19 protein-coding genes are annotated in these 24,334 nt (G+C 44.6%); 7 read left to right on the top strand and 12 right to left on the bottom strand.

What is annotated here, in order from left to right:
• Positions 1 to 31 precede the first annotated feature (31 nt).
• The 3 genes from GWR56_RS09185 to GWR56_RS09175 all read right to left on the bottom strand — a co-directional run bounded on the left by GWR56_RS09185 (position 32) and on the right by GWR56_RS09175 (position 4,538).
• Positions 32 to 2,227 carry a penicillin acylase family protein gene (locus tag GWR56_RS09185; protein ID WP_162430814.1) on the bottom strand — a complete coding sequence of 732 codons (2,196 nt, stop codon included), beginning with the start codon at positions 2,225 to 2,227 and terminating at the stop codon, positions 32 to 34.
• A gap of 619 nt (positions 2,228 to 2,846) precedes the next feature.
• Positions 2,847 to 3,929: a DUF3810 domain-containing protein gene (locus GWR56_RS09180; RefSeq protein ID WP_162430813.1), complete on the bottom strand. Its 1,083-nt coding sequence runs from the start codon at positions 3,927 to 3,929 to the stop codon at positions 2,847 to 2,849.
• Positions 3,930 to 4,022: 93 nt separating this feature from the next.
• On the bottom strand, positions 4,023 to 4,538 hold the full coding sequence (locus GWR56_RS09175) for a DUF2911 domain-containing protein (RefSeq protein WP_162430812.1): 516 nt from the start codon (positions 4,536 to 4,538) through the stop codon (positions 4,023 to 4,025).
• A 268-nt stretch (positions 4,539 to 4,806) separates the two neighbouring features.
• Between GWR56_RS09175 and GWR56_RS09170 the strand changes: the two genes are divergently transcribed.
• Positions 4,807 to 6,459, top strand: coding sequence for a glycosyltransferase family 39 protein (locus GWR56_RS09170; protein WP_162430811.1), 1,653 nt, complete (start codon positions 4,807 to 4,809; stop codon positions 6,457 to 6,459).
• Positions 6,460 to 6,461: 2 nt separating this feature from the next.
• Here the strand turns inward: GWR56_RS09170 and GWR56_RS09165 are convergent, their stop codons facing one another.
• The 4 genes from GWR56_RS09165 to GWR56_RS09150 form a co-directional block, all read right to left on the bottom strand.
• Positions 6,462 to 8,873 carry a TonB-dependent receptor plug domain-containing protein gene (locus GWR56_RS09165; RefSeq protein ID WP_162430810.1) on the bottom strand — a complete coding sequence of 804 codons (2,412 nt, stop codon included), beginning with the start codon at positions 8,871 to 8,873 and terminating at the stop codon, positions 6,462 to 6,464.
• A 210-nt stretch (positions 8,874 to 9,083) separates the two neighbouring features.
• A complete protein-coding gene (locus GWR56_RS09160) occupies positions 9,084 to 9,275 on the bottom strand; it encodes a hypothetical protein (RefSeq protein ID WP_162430809.1) in 192 nt (63 codons plus the stop codon).
• A gap of 56 nt (positions 9,276 to 9,331) precedes the next feature.
• Positions 9,332 to 11,827, bottom strand: coding sequence for an outer membrane beta-barrel family protein (locus GWR56_RS09155; protein WP_162430808.1), 2,496 nt, complete (start codon positions 11,825 to 11,827; stop codon positions 9,332 to 9,334).
• 96 nt (positions 11,828 to 11,923) lie between these two features.
• The gene (locus tag GWR56_RS09150; RefSeq protein WP_162430807.1) at positions 11,924 to 12,337 is read right to left on the bottom strand and encodes an EamA family transporter; all 414 of its coding nucleotides are present in this window, start codon (positions 12,335 to 12,337) and stop codon (positions 11,924 to 11,926) included.
• A 174-nt stretch (positions 12,338 to 12,511) separates the two neighbouring features.
• Between GWR56_RS09150 and GWR56_RS09145 the strand changes: the two genes are divergently transcribed.
• Positions 12,512 to 13,540: a fatty acid desaturase gene (locus GWR56_RS09145; protein ID WP_162430806.1), complete on the top strand. Its 1,029-nt coding sequence runs from the start codon at positions 12,512 to 12,514 to the stop codon at positions 13,538 to 13,540.
• A 72-nt stretch (positions 13,541 to 13,612) separates the two neighbouring features.
• Entirely contained in the window at positions 13,613 to 14,521 is a 909-nt protein-coding gene (locus tag GWR56_RS09140; RefSeq protein WP_162430805.1) for a hypothetical protein, read from the top strand.
• A gap of 9 nt (positions 14,522 to 14,530) precedes the next feature.
• On the opposite strand, the gene GWR56_RS09135 is transcribed toward GWR56_RS09140, so the two are convergent.
• A complete protein-coding gene (locus GWR56_RS09135) occupies positions 14,531 to 15,421 on the bottom strand; it encodes an AraC family transcriptional regulator (RefSeq protein ID WP_162430804.1) in 891 nt (296 codons plus the stop codon).
• A gap of 178 nt (positions 15,422 to 15,599) precedes the next feature.
• Here GWR56_RS09135 and GWR56_RS09130 point away from each other — a divergent pair, with 178 nt between their 5' ends.
• From GWR56_RS09130 to GWR56_RS09115, 4 genes are read left to right on the top strand one after another with little or no spacing between them, the layout of a single operon-like run.
• Complete coding sequence (locus tag GWR56_RS09130) at positions 15,600 to 16,286, top strand: RNA polymerase sigma factor (RefSeq protein WP_238395340.1); 687 nt, start codon at positions 15,600 to 15,602, stop codon at positions 16,284 to 16,286.
• Positions 16,283 to 17,566 (top strand): hypothetical protein, encoded by a 1,284-nt coding sequence (locus GWR56_RS09125; protein WP_162430803.1) that lies wholly within the window; start codon positions 16,283 to 16,285, stop codon positions 17,564 to 17,566. Before GWR56_RS09130 ends, GWR56_RS09125 begins: the two co-directional genes overlap by 4 nt.
• 4 nt (positions 17,567 to 17,570) lie before the next feature.
• A complete protein-coding gene (locus tag GWR56_RS09120; protein WP_162430802.1) occupies positions 17,571 to 18,113 on the top strand; it encodes a YceI family protein in 543 nt (180 codons plus the stop codon).
• Positions 18,114 to 18,134: 21 nt separating this feature from the next.
• Complete coding sequence (locus GWR56_RS09115) at positions 18,135 to 19,076, top strand: DUF5777 family beta-barrel protein (RefSeq protein WP_162430801.1); 942 nt, start codon at positions 18,135 to 18,137, stop codon at positions 19,074 to 19,076.
• On the opposite strand, the gene GWR56_RS09110 is transcribed toward GWR56_RS09115, so the two are convergent.
• The 4 genes from GWR56_RS09110 to GWR56_RS09095 all read right to left on the bottom strand — a co-directional run bounded on the left by GWR56_RS09110 (position 19,070) and on the right by GWR56_RS09095 (position 24,229).
• On the bottom strand, positions 19,070 to 20,317 hold the full coding sequence (locus GWR56_RS09110; RefSeq protein ID WP_202925397.1) for an FAD-binding oxidoreductase: 1,248 nt from the start codon (positions 20,315 to 20,317) through the stop codon (positions 19,070 to 19,072). The genes GWR56_RS09115 and GWR56_RS09110 overlap by 7 nt on opposite strands.
• Before the next feature lie 124 nt (positions 20,318 to 20,441).
• Positions 20,442 to 21,443 (bottom strand): 4-hydroxyproline epimerase, encoded by a 1,002-nt coding sequence (locus GWR56_RS09105; RefSeq protein WP_162430800.1) that lies wholly within the window; start codon positions 21,441 to 21,443, stop codon positions 20,442 to 20,444.
• 67 nt (positions 21,444 to 21,510) lie between these two features.
• A complete protein-coding gene (locus GWR56_RS09100; protein ID WP_162430799.1) occupies positions 21,511 to 23,082 on the bottom strand; it encodes an aldehyde dehydrogenase (NADP(+)) in 1,572 nt (523 codons plus the stop codon).
• Positions 23,083 to 23,281: 199 nt separating this feature from the next.
• On the bottom strand, positions 23,282 to 24,229 hold the full coding sequence (locus tag GWR56_RS09095) for a dihydrodipicolinate synthase family protein (protein WP_162430798.1): 948 nt from the start codon (positions 24,227 to 24,229) through the stop codon (positions 23,282 to 23,284).
• Positions 24,230 to 24,334 lie beyond the last annotated feature (105 nt).

The following is a 24,334-nucleotide window of genomic DNA, read 5'->3' as shown; positions in this document are numbered from 1 at the left end:
CGCTAATAGGTATAACAGGCAGATCTGTCACTTAGGGATGGTACGTTCTTTCGGCATGTTTCAAAACATCTTCTTTATAAAAAAGTACCGTTTTAAAGTCGCCATCGATATATCCCTTCGCCTGATCGGCAAAATGCGGTGAAGCCGGGTTAAACGATTGCCCGCCGGTTATAATGGTTTTTGCCTTTAACCTTGGTCCAAATTCAACGGCGGCAATAAAGCTATTGCCCGAATAGCCGTAACGTTTAATAGTGCCCATTGTACGACTTTGGTACGATGGCAACTGCCCAAAAAGCGATGAAGTTAAGCCAACAGGCAAACTAGGCTGTGCATCACTAAAGGTTACACCGTCGGCAGGGCGTTGGTAGCGGTTGATATCGCCCCAGGCCATCTTCCAGGTGCCAAATTGTTTTTGTAGGTTCTGCAGTGCCGTTTCTAAAAACTCCAGCTGTTTGGCCGCAGGCAAAGTTTGCAGCATTTGCCTTACCCTTTGTACCTGGTAGCTACCTTCGCCGGGTTTAGCCGGGCCGATAGCCCTGAACATTAACATACCCCAGTCAACCGCCAAAGTAGTAGCTGCTGATGATACTGCAGTGCGTTTGTCCCACGCTTGTAATAAAGCCACTGGTTCGGCAAGCTTTGTTTTGGTGCTATCGGGGGCGCTTTTATAGGCGCTGAACAGCGATGGCAGCAGATCATCAAAGGCAGCAAGGTATTTATCGTATCCTTTCGCTATCAGGCCGTCCAGCGTTAAGTTTTTGGCGTTACTTAATAAGTTTATGGCATTTAGCCCTCGGTAGTTCTCGCCGTCGGGCGCCATATAAGCCGGATACTTCCCTTTATCGGGGCTTGATTTACCCGATGATGTAAACGGGGTTGAGTTACAATTTTGAATAAACCCTGTAGCAGGGTTATAAACATGCACAATTTCATCAACACCATGCAAACCCTGCCATTCTGTGGCTGATGTGGTACCGTCAACAGGTAACGCCCAGTTATATGCCGTATCGCGTTTAGGCATAAAATTGCCGTACCAAAACGCGGTGTTGCCTTTATCATCGGCATAAACGGTGTTATTGCTGGTGTTGGCCAACAAGCCCATGGCCTTTTTGTATTCGGCAAAACTGCCCGCCTTTGTTATCAGCCAGGACTCCAGCAAAGCATTGTATGAGCGGTTGTAATGTTTCAGTGCCAGCCACCTGCCATCCATAGCAGCCATTACAGGACCATGATGGGTATAATAAGCAGTTATATAGCGGGTTGTATAACCATCGCCACGCTTCACTTTTAGTTTAAGCCGCCGGCTTGTAACGGGTTTAATTTTTCCGTCGTATTCGTAAAACCACTTACCGTTTAGTTTGCTCACTTTTTCGGCATACAGGTCGCCAACATCGGCATAGCTGCTGGTGTGCATCCATCCGCAGTGCTGGTTAAAGCCCTGATAAATAAAAAACTGCCCCCAGGTAACAGCTCCGTAAGCATGCAGCCCCTCCGCGCTGTTAAGCCCTACCTCGCTTCTAAAATAAAAGGGCACATGCGGGTTAATGTAAAGCATAGCATGGCCCGACGCTGTACGCGACGGCGAAATGGCAAATCCGTTAGAACCTGTTTCCCTTTCAGGGATATTATTGATAACGGGCCGTGAGCGGTATAAAGCACTTGTATTGTCGGTTTCGTTGTTATAAAAAGCTTGTGTTTGGGCCGGACTTATACCACCTGTTTCCGTCGCGGCGACACTGCCATCGGTAAACATCAGCGCATACCAGGGTTTAAAGTGCGTAAAAACAAGCGGCTTTACTTCGGGGTGCTTATACAAATAATAATTTATACCGTCGGCAAAAGCGTTCATTAGCTTTTTAAAGTAAGGTGGGCTCTGGTTATAATCTTTTATCGCGCCGGCACTGTCGGCAATCATTTGCAGCTGCACATCTTCAAACAAACGGCCTTCGCCATCAGCCTCACTTTGCCTGCCCAACTGGTAAAGGTAATTACGCTCTATACCTTTAAAATTATCCTCGCATTGGGTGTACATCAACCCAAATACAACCGAAGCATCCGTTTTGGCGTAAATGTGGGGTACACCATAATTATCGCGTATAATGGTCACTGCGGCCGCCTGTTGCTTATACCGGGCAATTTCTTTAGCCGAAGCCCTTTGCGCCTGCGCATTAAGGTTAATACCAATAGCGCAAAATAAAAACAGGACGGGCAATTTTTTTAAAACCATAATATGCTGTTTATCTAAATTAACAAATCATTCGCGTTTTGCGATAAATGTAACAGGTATTATTGTGATGCGTTTCTAAAACTTAAGGGGCTTACCCATCCAACTGTACACTTTATAGTGCAGACCAGAATCTGCAAATCCTTCTAAGATCGGTCACCTGATTTATTTTCCAGGATTGTATCTACACTGATTATCACTAATGAAAGATTAAGCATAAACGCTTTTTCCCTTTTTTTTAAAGTTTTTGTAACATTTATGAGTTTAAACATACTTATATGATAATATACTTTAGAAACATCCGTTCATTTGTATCTTTGACATTTAATAACATTAATAAGTTAGGGAACACTTTTTGCGGTGTAACTATCACAATACGAACTTATTAAACACAATATTAGCCAACTGCGATAGTTTAGCTTAAAAAACTTGGGTAAGCAAACATGTTATCTGAGGTTTAGTTGATCAACATTATTTGAATGATGTTGTAGTGCGTTCCGGGGTGAGATACGGAACGCATTTTTTATTGAAGGGGATCTCACGATAAATATCAAAAGATACACCGCTTAACTGGATTGCAGCCCACACTCATTACTCTCTGCCAAATTCACCTCCCCACCACTCACGGCTTCCGGTACATAGCCATGATCAGTAACACCATGCGGTTGTATGCAGCCAGGCCTTCGGGTTGATTATTCGCTTTTAGAAAATTGTCGTAAAAGATACTGGTAAGCGTTTCCAGTTTGTTCTGGTACGATAACCAGTAAAGCCGTTCTTCCTTAAAATCGGCCAGCACAGCCGGCGATATCCGCGTTTTAAGTTGCTTAAACATAATGGTATCTGTATAGCGCACCGTGTGCATAAACTCGTTAACCGCCAGGTTATAGGCCGAATAACGTAACAGCCTGTCGCCCGAACTTGTCGCCGCCATAAAACCTGCGAAGTTGGCTTCATCCTCGGGGCCGTAACCCATCTGGTGCGACATCTCGTGGCAGGCTACAAAAGGGCGGTTAAATACCGGCATCTGGTAATTTATCTGCGCCTCGCCGGTAAAGGGGTTGTAATAGCCCGATGTGCTGATATAATTAAGCAGCGGGGTAAGCAGCGAAGGTTTTATGCCGGGGCTATACGTTTTGTAATGGTTGGAGCTGCCCGATAACTTTAATACAGCCCTTACCGCAATTTTATATATGCTATCATTACTTTGCTTCAGGTCGGCCGGGGTAACCCTTGCCCTGCTGGCGTTAGCGCTATCAATAAGTATAGTAGTTACTTTTTGCAGTTCGGCTTTTGTAAAGGTGCTGTCACGCAGGTTTAAACGCTCGGCAGCCGACGGGCGAAAGTAATTCATCCCCCAAAAAAGATAAAAAACCAGTATACTCACCTGTACCCCTATTACAACACCCGTGGTGAAAATACCTGCCTGCAAAAACCGCTTTTTAATGCATAACGCTATAAGCCTGATCAAAGCATAAACAAGGTAAATTATTACGGCAGCATACACCACATCGCCAACGCTAAAAGGGAACAAGTTAAACAACGGGTGTAATACCCGGCACAGAAACGAATATATACCCCGGGAGTAATATCTTTCTACCGCATGCGGATGACCGGCAAACAACATTAGCAGGTATATGGCGAATATAAGGGATAGTATTATAATCCCCCTTTTGATCAAGACCTTTTTACCCGATTGATTGCGCATAGATGTGCGATAAATATACTGTTTAAATCAAAAGTTGATAGTAACAAAAAGCCCCGGTAATTATACCGGGGCTTTTATTGAATTTTAAAGTGCTTATTTTACAGATACCGGCACCGAGGTAGTATCCCAGTTAAGCGAAAACCCCTTAGCATTTATCTTATAAACCAAGCGCTCGTTCATAGCCGATTTTACAGGCTTAACGGTTACACGCAGGGCATCCTGTGCCTCATCGTACTTAAATGCGCCCCATTGCTTGGCTACTTTGTTAAAAATAACGGTCCAGGTGGTTGGGGTTGGTATTACAAAAAAGCTATAGGTGCCCGCGGGTAATTTTTTCCCCTCCACCATAATGTCTTTACTGGTAGTAAACACGGTAGCCTCGTTTGCACCGGCGCGCCATACCTTACCATAGGGCTCCAGTTCGCCAAATATTTTACGGCCCTTTACCGATGGACTGCCATAGTTAATGCTAATGGTGGCGGCGCCAATTTTAGCGCTAACGCTATCGCGCGGGCTGGCAATAGGCTTGGTTTGCGCGAATGTTAAAGCCGAAAATAGCATGGCTATAGTAAACAGCGCCGCTGCCTTTAATTGAGTCGATTTTTTCATGATAGTTTTGTTTTTGGGTTTACATTGATAAAGATAAATCTAATAACAGTAAGTTTTAAAAAATATTACTTAATGGCGCTATTATCGCAAACTTTCATTTAAGGGCTGTGTTATATACCCTATACTCACTTTGCAGTTAGGAATTGACCGAAAGGTTAAACAATTGTTGTGAGTTTTTGGCCTCTGCCCATTTTTTGGGCAGGGGTTTTTTTATGCGGTTGCTCCGCATAAATTTTTGGCGTCATTAAACCTATATTTGTGTTTAACCATGACCGAGAAATACAAACCCCTTTACCTGTTATTGTTCGTAGTTGCGCTGGTAGTAAGCTTTGCCGGCATCAACACGCCCTTTTTTACCGACGACCAGGGGCTTTATGCAGCTATATCAAAAAACATGCTTTATAAGCATGATATGCTGCAACTGTTTACCTACAACCACGATTGGCTTGATAAACCACACTTCCCGTTTTGGGCGGTGGCGGCGAGCTTTAAAATATTTGGCATAAGCGTTTGGGCGTACCGGCTGCCCGCTTTGCTGTTTTTTTTACTTAGTCTGCTTTATACCTACTTGTTTACGCGCAGATTTTACACTAAAGAAATTGCGCTCACGGCCGTTTTAATATTGATGACAGCCCAGCACTTATTGCTATCAAACCTGGACGTGCGGGCAGAACCTTATTTAATGGCGTTAATAATTGGCAGCATTTACCATATAGCACGGTATAACAACAAACCTGCATTTAAGCACCTGCTGCTGGCCGCGCTGCTTACAGCATGTGCTATCATGACGAAGGGCATATTTGTTATTGTGGCTATTTATGGTGCATTGTTGGGTCAATACATTTTTCAACGGAAATTTTTAAAGCTATTTTATGGCAAATGGTTGTTGCTCTACCTGCTAACTTTTGTTTTTACGCTGCCCGAGTTTTATGCCCTGTATATTCAATTTGATCTTCATCCTGAAAAACTGGTGTTCGGCAGGCATCATGTAAGCGGCATCAGATGGTTTTTGTGGGACAGCCAGTTTGGGCGCTTTGTAAACAATGGCCCTATTAAACAAAAATCCTCCGGTAATATATTCTTTTTTGTGCATACCCTCTTGTGGGCTTTTATGCCGTGGTGCCTGCTGTTTTACTTCGCTGTATCTAAAACCGTTCAGAACGTTTGGAAAAAGGTTAGCCTGCCCGAATATTACACCTTAAGCGGGGGCTTGCTTTTGCTTTTACTATTTTCATTTTCGGGTTTTCAGCTGCCGTTTTATACCAACATTTTATTCCCGCTGTTTGCCATTATAACCGCACCATATTGTTTTAAGCAGCTAAGCCGCGCGGGTAATATTTACCGGAAGGCAGGGTTGCTTATTTTCGCTATAGCGCTGCCTGTAATAATTATTATTATCCACCTTTACCTTAAACCAGCCAATAACGTACTTTTTATAATCGCTTGTTTAGTATTTGGGGCGACAGCCATGCTTATCATCCTTAACATAAAGGCGGATACTGTCAGGGTTTTTATGCTTACGTGCTGTGCGGTGCTATTTGCTAATTTTTATATGAATACCGTTTTCTTTCCTGCCATTGCTTCATATAACGGACAGGTGAAGGCCGCCGCGTATATTAACCAGCCGGCCTTCAGCAACCTGCATGTATATTCGTTACGGCCTTCCAATAACGTTTTCCAGTTTTACAGTAATAAACCGGTTGACCTTTTGTTGCTTGAAGATTTCGGTAAAACACCTATGCCCCCAACCGCTGTATTTTTTGCAAGCCAGGCCTCGGTTGATTACCTCACCCAAAATCGCGTAAGGTTTAAGGTGATAGCAACCTTTACCGATTATCCGCATGAGAATATTTTACCCATGTTTATAAACAAGGATAGCCGCAGTAAAGTACTAAGCAAAGCCTATCTGATAAGCAAATAAACTTACTGAACGGTGTATTTGTAAACCGCCCTGCCTATATAACCTGTGTTATCAATCCCCTCAATAACAATACGGTACTGGCCCGGGCCCTGATTAAAATAATCAAAGGCTGTGTTACCATCGGCATTAGTTACTAAATTGGGCTTCCAGTAAACAGTGGCGCCCTCGGCGGCGCCTTTTTTGGTATCATCGTAAACCAGAGTGTAAAATTCGCGTGCCACATAAAAGCCTTGTGGTGTAATTGATACTATGCCCGGCGCCATCTCCTGGCTTGTTTCGGTAATTTCACCGCCCCGCCTTGTATTGATCACCATTACGCCCGATCCCGAATTCATACCATAAACCGCCGCATTGGCTCCTTTTAATATTTCAACAGATTCCACGTCAGCAGGCTGTATGTTATCAATTGCACCCGAAGTGATGGCGCCATCAATAACGATCATCATCGGTTCTGAAACAATTTTACCCCCTGCAATACTTACCGAGCTACGCAAGTACGCCTTTCCATTATTAAAATCAACATTGCGGGCAATACCTGTTAAGGCCTGGGATAAGCTGGCAAAGCTTTTAATTTGTTTATTAAATATCACCTGATCCGCATTGCCGGCGCCTGCAAGGCTGGATGAACGATAGTTTTGTTTGCCGTTGACGTTTACCGCGTTCAATTCCTGTGTTTTATCCGGCGGTGCCTGTCCGCCCGTCATAGCTGTGTATTGCGGTAGCCTTTCATCTGTGTTAACTTCCCGCAAAGTGCCCGTGTTTAGCGGCACACTTATATTGGTTTTGTCCAGCATAAGCCTTGCTTTATTTTTAAGCGATTTATTATCGATATTCAATAAAAACCGCGTTTTATCGGTATAACCCAAATCAATAAAGGCAAACTTTCCGGCTGCATCGGTAGTGGCCGACATGGTTTGCCCGGTTACTGGAAGCATCAGGGTTATCTTTTCGTTAGGTATAGGTGCGCCTGCTTTAGTTAGCAAAGTACCCTTTATATCCATCCCCACTTCGGGCTGATAGGCTATTGGCGTGGGTGTACCGGTTAAAAACTGTTTCCATTGAAAACGGCGGTAGCCCTGGGTAAGCATCAATATATCCAGGTTGTTTCGTGTATCGTTAGTTACATTGTTAAAATAATAGCCCGGCTGCTCCACATACCCCCGAAGATCTGACGTAAGCAACATATCGGCGAGTATACTGCTTTCGGTATCCCCATTTGCAGGCACCTTATTTTCATTAATAACCGATACCGAAAAGCTTCCCACCGAGGCTTTGTCTTCTGCTGTGCGGGCGTTAACAATGATGTGCGCCTTGTCGCCACTTGCATATGATGTTTTATCGCTGTTTATGGTAAAACTAACCCCGTCGTTATTTTGGATAAATACCAGGCGTTCGCTCAGGGGCATGCCGTTATCTGAGAATAGGGTAATTTGCATTATTCCGGACCTAAGATCTTTCTTTGGCAGATCGAAACCTATAACCTGGTTGTCAAGTACTGTTTTTACGGTTTTAACGACTCCCGCCGAGTATATCACTACGGCTATCTCCTTATTTTTATTGGCCAGGTAATAAGGCTTGTTGGCATTCATATCAATTGATAGTTTAGCCGGGTCGCTGTTATTAACGCTGAGCGATATCCCGTTGGTTTCGGGCTTCGGCAGGTCAACCGTTGTAACCGATCCATCGGGATAGGTTATCTTTGCCTTGTAAAGTTTGCCTTCTTCGGGTGTCAGGAATATTTGGCCCATGCCCAAATGCGCCGAGGTAAAATGGGCAACTTCTGCATTGTTATTATCAACCACAGTACCCTTAACGTTAACGCCCATGCCATTACCATCAACCGCCTTAAAAGCAATTCGGGATGGAACCGCCGTAACCAACGTACCGCCTTCGGGAAAAAACTGCACATCCGGTTTATTGCTTATAGTCCTGGCTATGGGTGCCTGGCCCATGCTTTTTCCGTTAACGGTTATTGTTTTATAAAAAAAATAGGTATCACCTGCATTTTGCATCCAGCGGGTGTAAGCCCTTATCCGGTAGCTGCCCTTCGGAAGGTAACCGGGCAACGCAAAATCGCCCCAGGCCAGGCCGTTCTTTAGCTGCAAAATAAGGGTTTGCATCACCGAATCGGCTTTATTATTCAGAAGATCAACATGCAACACACCGCTTACTTTTGATAGCTCGTGCCGCTCTCCTGCTGTTACATACGCTTTAAAGTAAATGGTGTCGCCGGCGTTATAATACGGTTTATCAAAATGAAGGTAAGCCTTCTCAATTACGTTGTCTGTAGATAATGCTTGCAGCCTGGTTATTACGTCCTTTAAGTCATTCCCGCTTTTTTGAGGCACTATCTGGCCGTGCAGCGCTACACAATAGCAGCTTGCAGCAAACAACAATAAAAAAAACTTTTTCATTTTGTATAAGATTTATTTGCGATAAACACGGGTGGTTGATCTGCGTTTATAAATGGCAAATAAATATACTGATAATCAAAACAATACAACAATTTAATTTACATGGAGTTGCTGGTGAGGATAACACCATTATTGCGCAATTTACATATCTGTAGCAACGGGTAATATGGGGATATCCGCAAGTAAGCATAACAGGTAACAGCGCCCGGGCTATTCATCTTTTATCTCTTCCCAATAAATAGTTTCACGGTAAATACCGTTTTTTATGGCTACCTGCGTCCTGATTTTATCCAGTTCAGCCTTTATCTCTTCGGGGCTCAGGTCAGCGCTTAACGACGAATAGAAGATCACATTACCCGTTCTGCTGTTTATAAATTTGTAGTGTTTACCAGCAGTGTTCATAACGATAGTACATTACACTACTTATAATACTATCGTAACTGTATATTGTTTTACAATTACTTACCCATGGGTTCGGCCGGCATGTTAGGGTTGCCATCTTCGCGCCCCTCTTTCTCTTTTTCTTTAGAGAACTCCAGCTTACCAAATTTATAGCTAAGTGTTATACCAAACGAACGGAAGGGCAGCTGCCTTAAGCTTGATTGATTGTAGCCGGGGCCGGTGGTAGTTGAATATTGATCGATGTATTTACTGAAAGGGTTGCTTGCCACCAGTCCTACACTTGCTTTTTTATCCCAGAATTGTTTACGTACAGCCAGGTTATACCAAAAGAATTTGGGGCGCGTGCTTTGCAGCCCGCGCGATGATGAATTGTAATTACCAAACGCCTCGGCCATAACATTACCCGGGAACTGGTAGCTGGCATTTAGGTTTACGCGGTACGACAGGGCGCTTATCCGGTTTATATTTGTTTGCAGGTTAGGGTCCTTATTAACGTTTGTACGGTTTACCAAAAATATGTTCGTGCGTAAATTAAGCCTGCTTGTAACCGGCACCGACGCGAATATATTACCACCTATTGATGTTTGCGTACCAATATTGGCGCGTTGGTTCAGCAACACGTTAGTATATTCCTTTCCGTTTATATCCAGCGTGTCAAACGATGTTGTGTATTGCTGTATGTCGTTATTGTTATGGCGGTAAAAGCTCCCAACGTAAATATTTGCGCCGCCATCAAACGATCGGTTGTAACCCAGTTCAAACGTATTGCTTATTTCGGGCTTTAAGTTAGGGTTACCCGTGCTGATGTTGTGCGGGTCGCTGATGTTATAAAAGGGGTTTACATCCCGATAGTCGGGCCGCTCTATGCGGTAAACATAGCTTAGCTTAATAGTTTGGGCAGGGCTTATTTTGTGTGATAATACAAACGAAGGGGCCAGCGTGTTATAGCCTGGTATCACCACGCCCGGAAAGTCGGCCGTTGTGTTGGTGTACTCGTTACGCAAACCGGCCTTAAAGTCTAAAAAGTTCTTAAATAACGATGTTGACGCCGAAAAGTAAACTGCGTAAATATTGCGCTTATAGTTAAACGCGTAAGTTTGGTCGGCATTATTAATAAAACTGCCATCAGCCAGCAAGGTATCGGTATTGGTTACATTCTTCAGGTTTTCAATAACCGCTTTAGCACCACCTTCAAGGATAAAGGTTTTGGTTACAGGGTGGGTGTAATCAACAGATATATTGGTTTCGCGGTTATTGCCGGGGTTATAGCCCTTTATACCGGTGGTAATATCATCGGTGTTTAAATAATCCTGCTGCTGATTATAATTTGAGGTGTTTCTACTGTTACTGGTGTTAACCAATACTTCCAGTTCCTGCCCTTCTTTATCAAAGGTCTTCTTATAATTAAGGCTGTAATCTGTTGAGTACGCGTTGAATTTACTGTCAGAATTACGCTGGCTTAAAATATCCGAAAATATGTTACCGGTCATATCGGTCCTTGTTTCTTGCTGATCGGTTAAGCCGTTATTACGGTTGCCAAAATGGTTAAACCCGAAAGATGCGGTAAGTTCATCTTTTGGCGTAATGCTCCAGTTTAAGTTAAGCCCAGACCTGTAACCGCCGCGGCTGGAGTTACTGCCACCGTTTTGCAGCAGGCGCGTTACGTTTCCTTCCATATCGGTAGAGGTGCGGTTATTACTGCTTAATACCGTCGACCTTAGCATAGTATTACCGCTAAAAGACGCATTTACGCCAAAGTTGCCTTTTTTAGCGTTCAAATTAAACGACCCGTTTTCCTGGCGGGTGCCTGCTGTAAGGTTAACACTGCCGTTTATACCTTCAACGTTGCTGTCCTTTAATATAATGTTGATGATGCCGCCTGTACCTGCAGCATCGTATTTGGCACCGGGACTTGTGATCACTTCAATACTCTTTATCTGGCTGCCGGGTATTGATTGAAGCGCATCGGCCAGGCTGGCACCAAAAATACTGCTTGGCTTGCCGTTTATAAGAAAACGGATGTTGGCGTTACCCTGCAGTTCTACATTGCCATCGATATCAACGGTAACCTGGGGCACTTTCTTTAATACATCAACTGCGGCACCACTTTGAGCGGTAAGATCGTTGGCCGCGTTGTATACCATCTTATCAATACGGTTTTCAATCAAAGGGGCTTTGGCCACAATATTTACCCCCTTTAACTGGTTTTGAACAGGCTCTAACAAAATATTGCCCAGGGCCATAATATTTCCATCTGTAACTATTACGTGATCAATTGTATGGCGTTTGTATCCTAAAAAATCAATGGTTAACCTGTAGTCGCCGGCGGCAATGTTTTCCAGGCTAAAGTTCCCTTTCGGATCGGTGCTCATGCCGTTGAAGGGGCTGGTACTGCCCTGTTTAAATATGGATATAGTGGCATAATCTACAGGCAGTTTGCTAACCGCATCGGTAACCCTGCCGCTTATTTTTCCCTTCCCACCACCGGCGTTTTGGGCATTTATTTGTATTGTGGTAAATAATAAAGCTAAAAAAACAAAAAAACAACGCATAGTAAACCTCTTCTCTATTTGGAGGCGCAAAACTGATAAGAAGTTTTGACTTAAGTGCAGAGGTTTCGTAATTGTTACATATACACTATGTTGATCCTAAAATATCAAAATAAGCGTACCGGCTATTATCAGCAAGGCGCCCGACCCGGTTTTTAGCGTAAGGGGCTCGCCCAAAAACAATACAGACAGTATAATAGCTATAGCTACGCTTAACTTATCTACCGGCGCTACCTGCGATACTTTGCCCAATTGCAGGGCTTTAAAATAAAATATCCACGACAGCCCTGTAGCAACGCCCGAAAGCACTAAAAAGATCCAGTTTACTTTATTAAGGCCGCTTATACCATGTTGAGCGCCCTTATACAATACTATTGCCCAGGCTATAAGCAAAATCACTACTGTGCGTACAGCGGTGGCCAGGTCGCTGTCTACGCCCCTGATGCCAACTTTTGCAAACACGGCGGTTAAAGCTGCAAATAAGGCTGATAATAAAGCGTATATCCACCACATAAAATTTCTATAAATTAAATTATTTATTAAAAAGTTTGGTTGTTAAGTATTTAAGGGCAATTATTTTTCCTTAAAATTAAGTACCGTACGGGTTTTATTGCTAAATTTGGGAAAATTTCACAAGAAAGTCATTTTTTTAACACCTAATCCTTATCTTCATCGTTTTAACCCTATATGAAGAAGACTGATTTTGTTTACTCCCAGGAGTCGGAACCGCACCGTATACGTACAAAGAAGATACTGAAGCAATTCCCGCAGTTAAGAAACCTTATTGGAAAAAATCCAAAAACCATTTGGGCAATAATCGGGCTGGTTGCCTTCCAGGTAATACTGGCATGGTTTCTTCGCGATCAATCGTGGTGGCTGGTATTTGGAGCGGCCTATTTATTAGGAGCCTTTGCCGATCATGCGTTATTTGTAATGATACACGAGTGCACCCACCAGTTACTATTTAAAAACCGCAATGCAAACCGCTGGGCATCAATGTTTGCCAATTTGCCGCAAATACTGCCAAGCGCCATTTCTTTCGAAAAATATCACATTAAACACCACTCTTTTCAAGGTATACATGAACTGGATGCCGACCTGCCAAACCGCTGGGAAGCAAAGCTGATCAACAACTCTTTTTTAGGTAAAGCATTATGGCTGTTGTTTTTCCCTATATTCCAGTTGTTCCGCTTATCGCGCCTGCGCGAAATTCACCCGTTTGATGGATGGATACTAACCAACTGGGTATTACAAATAGCCTTTACAGTAGTTATTTACCAATTTATGGGTTGGCATTCGTTAGCGTTTTTGCTGCTGAGCTTCTCGTTTTCGGTTGGCTTGCACCCACTTGGCGCACGATGGGTACAAGAGCATTACTTAACCCACAGCGCTGAGCAGGAAACATACAGCTATTACGGGAATTTTAACGCGGTGGCCTTTAATGTTGGTTTTCATAACGAGCACCACGATTTTCCTTCTATCCCGTGGAATAAACTGCCGGAGATCAGGAAAACGGCGCCTGAGTATTACGACACACTTTATTACCACACATCCTGGACCAAATTATTCTTCAGGTTTTTGTTTGACCGGGAGATATCGTTATTCAACAGGATATTGCGCAGAGAGCGCGGCAAAGTTGCTATAACCGACGTATCAAAACCGGATGCCGAGCTGGTTTTCAGCAAAGAGGCAAGCCTGGCAACGCAAGATTCGTAAGTGTCAGTTTAAAAACATAATGATGCGGCCCATATAATAATATGGGCCGTTTTTTGTTCTATAAGCTTAGTTATGTTTAAAAGTAAAGCCTTAAAAATATTTATACCGGTATTATGCATCACCTTTATAGCGGCGTTTGCAAAGCACCGTTTAATCGATAATAAGCAGCTACCCCAAAGCCATCTGTACGCAAAGCAAATGGACGAGACATCAGGTCTGGTAGCTTCAGGTTTAAATACCGGTATTTACTACGCCCATAACGATAGCGGCGATACCAGCCGTTTTTTTGCCATTACACCTGATGGCAAATTAAAAACAACAATATATTATACGGGCGACAGAGCCGAGCGGCTTGGTGTACGCGATTGCGAGGATATTGCCGTTGGGCCCGGCCCGTTAAAGGGCAAAAGCTACGTTTATATTGGTGATATTGGCGATAACGGTTCAAAAAGAAAATACATAACCGTTTACCGCGCCGAAGAAAGCCCCTTGTGGGGCAGGGACAGCCTGGCACATGCCACGCCTGTTTCGCTTAACTTAAAATACCCCGACGGCCCCAAAGACGCCGAAGCCATGACGATAGACCCGGTAGAAAAGCTGCTTTACATTATAACCAAGCGCGGCGATAGCGTAGGCGTTTATACATCGGCCTTAAAATTCAAGGCCAATGATACCATAACACTGACGTTAAGGGGGCGATTGTTTTTTAAAGGATTAAAGCCGTTTAAATGGATAACCGCCGCGGATATATCGGCCGATGGCTTGCAAATACTCTTAAAAAGCTACGAGAAGGTTTACTACTGGCGGCGCACCGCTGGCCAGCCCGTTTGGAAAACCCTTAAAAGCATGCCGCAGGAATTGCCCTACAAACAGGAGAAGCAAGGCGAATCCGTTGCTTTTACCCCCGACGGTAAAGGATATTATACCACCAGCGAGGGTGTTTACGCGCCAATTTATTATTACAAAACGCCTGGAAATTAAGAATTTCGATTATCGTGGCTTTACTTTCAGTTCCCGCTCGTATTCGTTTACATAGTCTCTCGGTGCCCTGCCGGTAACGTTCTTAAATACATAATTAAAATTGGTAACACTGGTAAAGCCGCAATTATAAGCAACATCGGCTATACTGTTGTAGTTACTGCTTACCAATAATTTGCAGGCCTGGTTTACCCTAACCTTATTTACAAAAGCGGTAAACGTTACCCGGGTGTGCTTTTTAAAATAACGGCAGAAGGCATTGGGCGTTAAATGCGCCTGCTGTGCAACCTCGTCCAGTGTTAGCGGCTTACTAAAATTATGCATAATATAATTATACACCGATGCTATTCTTACCCCTTCAGGATCGGTAAGGGGTTGGGCATAGTTTACTGTCGATAATGGCTGCAGCCCGTCAACTTTACTCATCATGTGCAGCATTTCAATAAAAGCCGCCATTTGCGAAGCGCCTGCAGACTTTTCAACCTTATCGATCAATGACGAAAAAAATACATAACCGGCCGCAGGTATTTTAAACCCGCACTGCCATTGTTCAAAAAACAATTGTACGGCTTTCATTTCGGGCAAATCAAACAACGCCGACATTTTACCCTTCGGATCGAAAAAAATGGTAAGCGCGTCGATAGTTAAGTTGCTGTCTTCCTCAAAATATTCGGTACTGCTTTTAAATACATGCGGCAGGTTTACGCCAAGTACATATATTTCGCCGGGCCCAAACGGGTGCATACTATTCCCGGCAAGCAAAGTACCATGCCCTTCCCTTACTCGGGTTATCTGCACCTCGGCGTGGCGGTGCAAATGCGGGTAAAAGCTCGGCAGTGTCTCGCGCTGTACTATAATGGTTTTATCGTGCGGAACAGGTATGGTAAAAGGCAGTACTTTCATCGCTACAATTGATGATTTACGGTATTAGTTGATTTTGATCTGATACTGATTTGATAATCTTTAATTATACCTAATTTTCTCAGATTTATTTAAGTAAATTCAATAGATCATAATCCTGAGCTTTCGGAAACAATAAATTTTCTAACCCCGTGGCAACCTTTGCATCATATCCATCGTGATGTATGCAGATAAGGTAATATTTAAGATAAACAGAATCCCCAATATGGGCGAAGATGAACTGTACCAACTGGTAAAAGGTTGTTTAAACAATGACAGGTTGAGCCAAAAGCTGTTATATAAAGCTTTTTATGGCTTTGCCATGGGCATTTGTTTACGCTACGCAGCCAACCGGTACGAAGCTTCGGAAATCATGAACCAGGGGTTTTACAAGGTATTTAAAAACTTGGACAAATACGACACAGGGAAGCCCTTTAAAGCATGGCTTGGCCGTATCATGGTAAACACATCAATAGATTATTACCGGTCTAACTTAAAGGTGGCTTATACAGAAGAACTGGATAAGGCAGAGCATATCAACGATACAGAATATGCTGACAGGAATTTAAATTATAACGAATTGCTGGAGATGATAACCAGGCTACCGCGTGCCTACCGCACCATATTCAACTTATTTGCCATTGAAGGGTATACGCATGAAGAAATCGGCGACATGCTGAATATCAGTACAGGCACATCAAAATCTAACCTGCACAAAGCACGCGAAAAACTAAAAGTAATGATAGCCGAAAGCAACCGTATGCCCAATAAGCCGAACCCGCCATCAAACGATACCATTATATCCATAACGCAGCAAAGTAACCCCAACCTGTCTGTTTCTTTTGTGAATAACGTAACCAAAAAATGAAAGAAGAAAAAGAAGATAGTATTGATAAATTGTTCAACCGCGGCCTAACCGGGCACGGCGACGAGGCATCGTACCGGGAGGAGGACTGGGATGCTATGGAAGCTATGCTGGATGGTAAAAAAAGCAGAAGTATAACACGCAGCCTGGTTTTGCTGGCAAGCACTATTGCAGCGATGCTGCTACTTATTATAGGGTGGTTATATATAAACCCAACCCTAAAGCCTGATGACGCAACTGCACAATTAGTTAAAACAAAACACCAGGCACAACAAGATACCGGCAAATACGGCCCGCCTGCCCGGCAACTGGCAGAATCCAAAAGTAATACACTTTCGGCAAATGATAGCAACACGATGAGTGCAGATGGTATGAGCCGTAAAAGTAGATCGTTCTTTACCTTATCTGCCGGCGAGCGCGGCCGTAATACTGCCGGCAAACAAACCAACTATAATTTTATACCTCCTGTTGTAAAGCCACAGGTTGATACCACCCCTCCAGAAAAAGCCGTTGCCTACATAGCTGATAACAAAATAGATACCGTTATAAACGCCCCTACAAATAACCTGGCCAACAATATGGCAAAGGTTGATAGCCCTTCAGTTCAAAAGGCACCTGTGTTAGCCTCTGTAGTTGATGATATAAAACTTAAGAAAAAACCTGTCGCGTCATCCGCAGGGTTTAAGCCGACGTTTGCGTTGAGCTTTGTAGCATCGCCGGATATCAACAGCGTTAAGGGCTTTTCGCAAAACAAGGTGGGCACTAATGCAGGGCTTTTATTAACCGTGGGCGTATCCAAAAAATGGAGCATAACCACCGGCGCCATATATGCCGACAAACCTTATTTAAGTGATTTTGCCAATTACTCCACCGCTTACAAGTTCGCTACCGATCCCGTAAGTGTTAGTGCAAGTTGTATTGTGCTGGATATCCCTTTAAATGTGAGTTACCAGATTTATAATAAAGGCGGCAATAAATTCAGTTTAGGCACCGGGCTTTCATCGTATTTTATGCTGCGCGAGAACTACACATTCAACTATGCCGGCCCCTATCCTGGCGGGCCTGCAACTTATAACATCCGCAATCAAAACAAACATATTATGGGGGTGCTTAACCTGAACGTGAACTATCAGCGGGAACTCAGCTCTAAATTCGGTTTGGGCATACAGCCCTATTACAAACTGCCGCTCACGGGTATTGGTTACGGGCAGGTAAACCTGAAATCGGCAGGCGTTGCGGTTGGCGTAACTTGGAACATTAATTCAGTACTGAAACCTAAGTAAAAACATGAAATATATCGGAGTAATATTACTCGTCTGGTTTACTACAAACCAAGCGGGGCAGGATATCTATGCCTGTAAAAACGCGGTAGTAACACTTTATTCAAAGGCGCCCATAGAAGATATTGAAGCCCGTACCGACAAGGGGGTATCAGTTCTTAACACCTCAACCGGCGAACTTGCATTTAGCATCCCCATCCGCTCTTTTAAGTTTGATAAGGCGCTGATGCAGGAGCATTTTAACGAAAACTATATGGAGAGCGATAAGTACCCGCAAGCCACCTTCAGGGGTAAGTTAACCGATAAGGTTGATGTCACAAAAGACGGTGCTTACCCTGTGGTGGCAAGCGGGATACTTGAGGTGCACGGGGTAAAGCAAAGCCGCACCATCCCGGGCAAATTAATAGTAAACAATGGCGTCATAAGCCTTTCATCGACGTTTATGGTGGCCTGTAAAGATCATAAGATAGACATCCCAACGCTGGTTTTCCACAACATTGCTGAAACCCTCAGGATAACGGTATCGGCAATTTATTCACCCTATAAATAACATCCCTAACGCAATAATTACATGAAAAGATCCCTCTTGTTTATTATGCTGTTATGTACAGCCGGCTTGTCAAAAGGTCAAACTACCCCAACAGATACCGCGTCATCCACAGATGCACTGATGAAAACCCTTAGCGCGCAAGAGAAGGGCGAGCCTGTGATAGCCACCTTTAAGGCAACGCGTTTGATATTATCGCAAACCACCGAAACGGTTAAAAAGAATGAGCTTAACTTTTTGGTGATACATCGCTTCGGCGATATCGGCGGATCGGCGGGAGGCGGCAAAACGCTTTGGGGACTTGATAACTCGTCTGATATCTATATCGGTTTTGAATACGGCCTTAGCGATAACCTGAACATCGATTTCGGTCGCAGCAAGTTCGAATCATTGCTTGAGCTGGGCCTGAAATATAACCTGCTTCATCAAAAAACCGACGAAAGCATCCCATTCGCCCTCACTTTAATTGGCAAAACCGGGCTTAAAACCTACCACTCAAACACTACGCTTTTTGATAATTACAGCAACCGTTTCTCGCATCTGCTGCAGGCGGTTGTAGCCCGTAAATTTTCACCAGCTTTATCGTTGCAGGTATCACCTATGTATTTGATGAATAATGTCCCATTTCCATTTTTGGCGGGTAACGAGAAAAATATCTTCGCCCTATCGGCAGCAGGTCGTTTGAAGTTCTCGAAACGGATAGGGCTGCTGATCGATTATGTGCATCCCTTCTCTGATTTCAGGAACAACAGCACTGATCCACGCTTTTACGACGGTTTAGGCGTAGGTATCGAAATTGAGACCGGCGGGCACGTATTTACCATCAACTTTACCAACGCACAGGCCATATCGGAGTTTAATTACCTTAACGATACCGAATCGAGCTGGGGCAAAGGTCAGTTCCGTTTAGGATTTACCATCTCCAGGATATTTGATTTTAACAGGAAACACAAATCGGATTATTGATATCTGTCAGGCGAAAACTGGCTAATACCCGCCGAAGCGGTGTTGTTATTCAGTACTTCTTCTATCAGTTTGCCGGTAGCGGGCGCAAGGCTTAAGCCCATCATGCCGTGCCCGGTAGCAACTGCCAGATTCTTGTACTTGCCCGATAGGCCTATATAAGGCAACCCGTCAGGCGAGCAGGGGCGGAAACCAAACCATATATCTTTTTGCCGGGGCAAGGCAGGCGTAAAATCGGGGAAATATTGAGGGATGGATTCCACGATGCCTGCCACCCGGCTCATATTCACCTGCTGGTTTATTTTGCCTATCTCCATGGTACCGCCAAAACGTATTTGCCCGTTCATTGGCGTTACCGATACTCTTGCCTCGCAAAGTAACGAGGGGATGGTCATGCGGTGCCGTGGCTCATCAACCATAAACGAATAACCCTTACCCGGCATAAGCGGTATTTTTAACCCCGCCAGTTTTGCTATTGCAGGTGTCCATGCACCCCCGGCTAAAATATAAGCATCGCCCTTAAAGCTTTTATCATTGCTGATGACCTGTGTTACTTCGCCGCCGGCATGCTTTATATTAGTAACAGGTGTGTTGCGGTGTATGTTAACCCCCGCTTTTTCTAAATGATTAACCAAACCCGCCACCAGTTTATTGGGATATAAATGCGCGTCGCAATGGTAATGCACCGCGCCTAAAATATCCAACTCGATATCCGGCTGCAGTTTCTGGCATTCGTCTACAGTAAGATATTGGGCATCAAGTCCTAAATGCACCGCTTTTTCGGCGGTATGGCGTTCTTCTTCTTCAAATTTAGGCGTTTTAAAAAGCATCAGTATACCCTTGTCGGCAAAGCCAAAATCAAAGTAAGCGTCATTTTCAAGGTCTTGATAAAGTTTTTTGCTGAGCAGGGACAGGTCGCGTAAGGCACCTGCCGAACGTTCGACATGATGTTTATTGGCCGCTTTCAGGAATTTAAGTCCCCATCCTATCAGGTCGGGACTTAGGCTTGGTTTTACATAAAACGGACTTTTGCTGTTAAACATCCACCGGATGCCCTGCTCAACCATGCCCGGCGCCGCCAACGGTATAAAATGGCTTGGCACGATCATGCCTGCATTACCGAATGAAGCATTGTCCGTCAGGTCGCCCTGCTCCAGTATCTCTACTTCCCAGCCTGATTTGTTCAGGTAATACGCTGAAAAGAGCCCTATTATTCCACCGCCTATTATTATTGCTTTACTCATTTTAGTTATTCATCATATAGATCATGTCATTGCGAGGAGCGATAGCTACGTGGCAACCTCGACGTGCTTGTAGCCAACTTTTCTATCGAAGATTGCCACGCTACGCTCGCAATGACGTTTTTTATTACAAAACCTGAAAGCCAAACGCGTATGGGTCGTCTTCGTCATCAATTTTGATGGTATTGTATCCGTAAACTTTCGCCCAGCCTTCAATGCCCGGCACAATAGCCGGCTTGCCGCCAAGCGTTACCTCATCTTCTACCGTGCCTATGAACTGGCTGCCGATGATGCTTTCATGTATAAATTTATCCCCTTTTTTTAATAACCCTTTTGCATGCCATTGGGCCATACGGGCAGATGTGCCGGTTCCGCAGGGCGATCTGTCTATCGCCTTATCGCCATAAAAAACAGCGTTGCGGGCGGTTGCCTCCGGCGATATGGTTTTACCGGCCCATAATATATGCGAACAGCCGTTTATAGTTGGATTTTCGGGATGCACAAAGGTGTATTGCTCATTTATCCGCTGCCGTAAAACACGGCTCCATGATATCAACTGATCTGCGGTGTGGTTTTCCAGGCCCTTAAAGTTTTCCTGCGGATCTACAATGGCATAAAAGTTACCGCCATAACTAACATCAATAGTTAGCAAACCCAGGTCGGGGCATTCTACCAGCAGGCCTTCGGCAGCCAGGTAGCTTGGTACATTTACCAGCTTTACCGACTTCACCTTTTTGCCTTCCTGTTTGTATGATATTAAAACCAGCCCTGCCGGCGCTTCCATACGCACGATACCGGGAGTTTTCGGCGTGATCAGTCCCTCCTCGATAGCAATGGTAATGGTGCCGATGGTACCGTGCCCGCACATGGGCAGGCAGCCGCTGGTTTCAATAAACAGCACAGCTACATCGTTCTGCGGATCATGTGGGGGATATAATATACTGCCCGACATCATATCGTGCCCCCGCGGCTCAAACATCAGCCCCTTGCGTATCCAGTCGTACTCGCGCAGAAAATGCTGGCGTTTTTCGCTCATGTTGGCACCAACTAAATTTGGCCCGCCACCGGCAACCAACCTCACCGGGTTACCGCAGGTATGCGCATCTATGCAGAAGAATGTTTTATTCATATTTTAAGTTGAAAGTGAAAAGTTTAAGGTTCAAAGTCACTTTCAACTTTACACCTTAAACTTTCAACTATTTGCTCATTTCCCCATTAACCAATCGCCATATACCAAGCGGGTTGCCGTCTTTTAATTCTTCCGGCAGCATATCCTGCTCCCAGTTTTGCCAGCATACCGGGCGCACAAAGCGCTTGATTGCACCTGTACCTACTGATGTAAAACGACTGTCGGAGGTTGAGGGATACGGACCGCCATGCTGTATGGCATTCCCTACTTCAACCCCCGTTGGCGGGCCATTCAATATTACCCTGCCAGCTAATTTAGCCAGTTTATCGGTAATACTTTTATACTGCGGCAGTTCTTCTTTCTCTGCCATAATGCTGGCGGTGAGCTGGCCATGCAGGCTGTCAACTACCTGTTCCAACTGCGCTTTATCATCGGCAACTACCAGCATGGTATATGGGCCAAATATCTCTTCCTTATATTTTTCATCAGCCAAAAAAGCCGATGCGCTGATCTGGGTAACTACGGCAATACCCTGGTTGATATAATCGGTATTAAGTTTGTCGGATTTGGCTATAACCTCAACATTGCTATCTGCCAGCATGTCGCCGGATAGTTTATTAAAATTGGCACAAATTCCCGGGGTTAACATAGTGGCCGAATTAACATCCGCTATAGCTGCAGCAAGCGCTGTCTTAAATTTCCCTAACGCGACAGATCTAACAGCCAGCAATAAACCCGGCTGTGTGCAAAATTGCCCCGCATTGGTGGTTATTGCTGCCGATAATTTTGCTAGTTCTTCGGCGCGTTTTTCCAAAGCCTTTGGTAATAATATAACGGGATTTATACTGCCCATTTCCGCAAAAACCGGGATAGGCTCATCGCGGTCCTGCGCCATTTTCACAAGTGCCATGCCCCCTTTTAGCGAGCCTGTAAACGTAACTATTTTTGTTTTAGGGTGTTTCACCAAAGCTTCGCCAATGGTATAGCCATCATCGTAAAGCAAGGAGAACACTCCCTCAGGCATACCGTGCTTTTGGGCGGCTTTTTTAATGGCTTCGCCAACCAGCGCACCGGTACCCGGGTGCGCCGGATGCGCTTTTACCACTACCGGGCAGCCAGATGCTAAAGCCGAGCAGGTATCGCCGCCGGCAACAGAAAACGCCATGGGGAAGTTACTTGCCCCAAATACCACCGCCGGACCAATCGGCACCATCATTTTACGGATATCTGCCCTCGGTAGTGGGGTGCGATCTGGTATGGCAGTATCAATCACCGCGTCAACCCAACTACCTTCCTCAAGCAAATTGGCATACATATTCAACTGACCCGTAGTGCGCCCGCGTTCCCCTTGCAGCCGTGCCTCGGGCAGGCCGCTTTCGGCCATGGCCTGGTGTATTAAGGTATCGCCAATGGCGTTTATCTCTTCGGCAATGCTGCGCAAAAAAGCTGCTTTGCCTTTACCACCGGTTAGGCTGTAGGTTTCAAAAGCCTGGGCGGCCAATTGCATGGCTTTATCAGCATCCTGCAAGCTGGCGGCATTAAATTCCGCGTCAAGTTCGCTACCTGTCGCGGGGTTTACCGCTCTGAAGGCTTTACCGCTCTGTATATATTGATAACCAATTAAATTTTGTGTTTCCATAGTGTTTTGTTTAGCCTTTTATAATTACCTGTTTTATACCACGATGTTTACGCGGCTGGTAATTTAAATAATTACGGGGCTTGTACTTACATGGCTGTGTTAGTTAGCTTCCTGTTTAAATATATAATAGCCTCTTCATCGCTTTGTTAAGTCTTCGACAAGCTCAGACTGACATCTATTAAAACAGGTAAAAGTATTATCAACTCACACCTGTTACATCCACCTCAGCTTCTATGCCCCAGCTGCCCGCGGGTAATTCCGGGCGGTTTTTCACGGCATGATTAATGACGCCTAAGACCCTGTCGCGTTCGTTGCCGGTTATTTTCAATCGCGGCAAACGCACCGTTTCGGTGCCCAGGCCGGTAACCGATTCGGCCAGCTTGATGTATTGCACCAGCTTAGCATGGATATCCAGTTCAAGCACAGGCAAAAACCAGCGATAGATCTTTAACGCTTCCTGCATGCGGCCCTCTTTAGCCAAACGGTAAATAGCAACTGTTTCTTTGGGGAAGGCATCTACCAAACCGGCCACCCAGCCATCGGCACCCATAAAAAGGCTTTCTAAAGCCAGGGTATCAACCCCGCAAAGTACGGCAAACCTATTGCCAAAACGGTTGATCATGCGGGTTACGTTGCTTACATCGCGAGTTGATTCCTTTACCGCCTGGATATTTTTATATGGCGACAGCTGCTCGAACATATCCAGCGTAACCTCGATTTTATAATCATAAGGGTTGTTATAGATCATCATGGGCAATTTTGTGCTTTTGGCTACATCTGTAAAATATTTTACAGTTTCTTCCTCATCAGCCTTGTAGCGCATCGGCGGGAGCATCATCAGTCCATCGGCACCATATTTTTCTGCGTTAGCGGCACATAGCAGGGCCGCCTTTGTGGTTTGCTCCGCAATGTTTAATATCACATAAGCGCGTTTGGCAACCACCTTAACGGTATGCTGTAACAGTTCAATCTTTTCGCTGTCGCTTAAAACACTTGCCTCGCCCAGCGAACCACCTATAATAATACCACTTGCGCCGGCTTCGATCTGTGCCTCGATGTTTTTATCAAAGGCATTAAAATCAAGTCTGTCATCATCTGTAAACTTTGTAGTTACTGCGGGGAATACCCCTTTCCAAATTACGCCCATATTGTTCATTTTTTTCTTTACTCTTCTTATTACTAATAGCATTATAAATCATCGGCCGCCTGTCAAACAAAGAACTCCCTCCCTGCAGCTGCACAAATCATCACG

This window comes from Mucilaginibacter sp. 14171R-50 (assembly GCF_010093045.1).
GTDB lineage: Bacteria > Bacteroidota > Bacteroidia > Sphingobacteriales > Sphingobacteriaceae > Mucilaginibacter.
The sequence above is the reverse complement of the archived record's forward strand: the minus strand, read 5'-3'. Positions and strand labels throughout refer to the sequence as shown.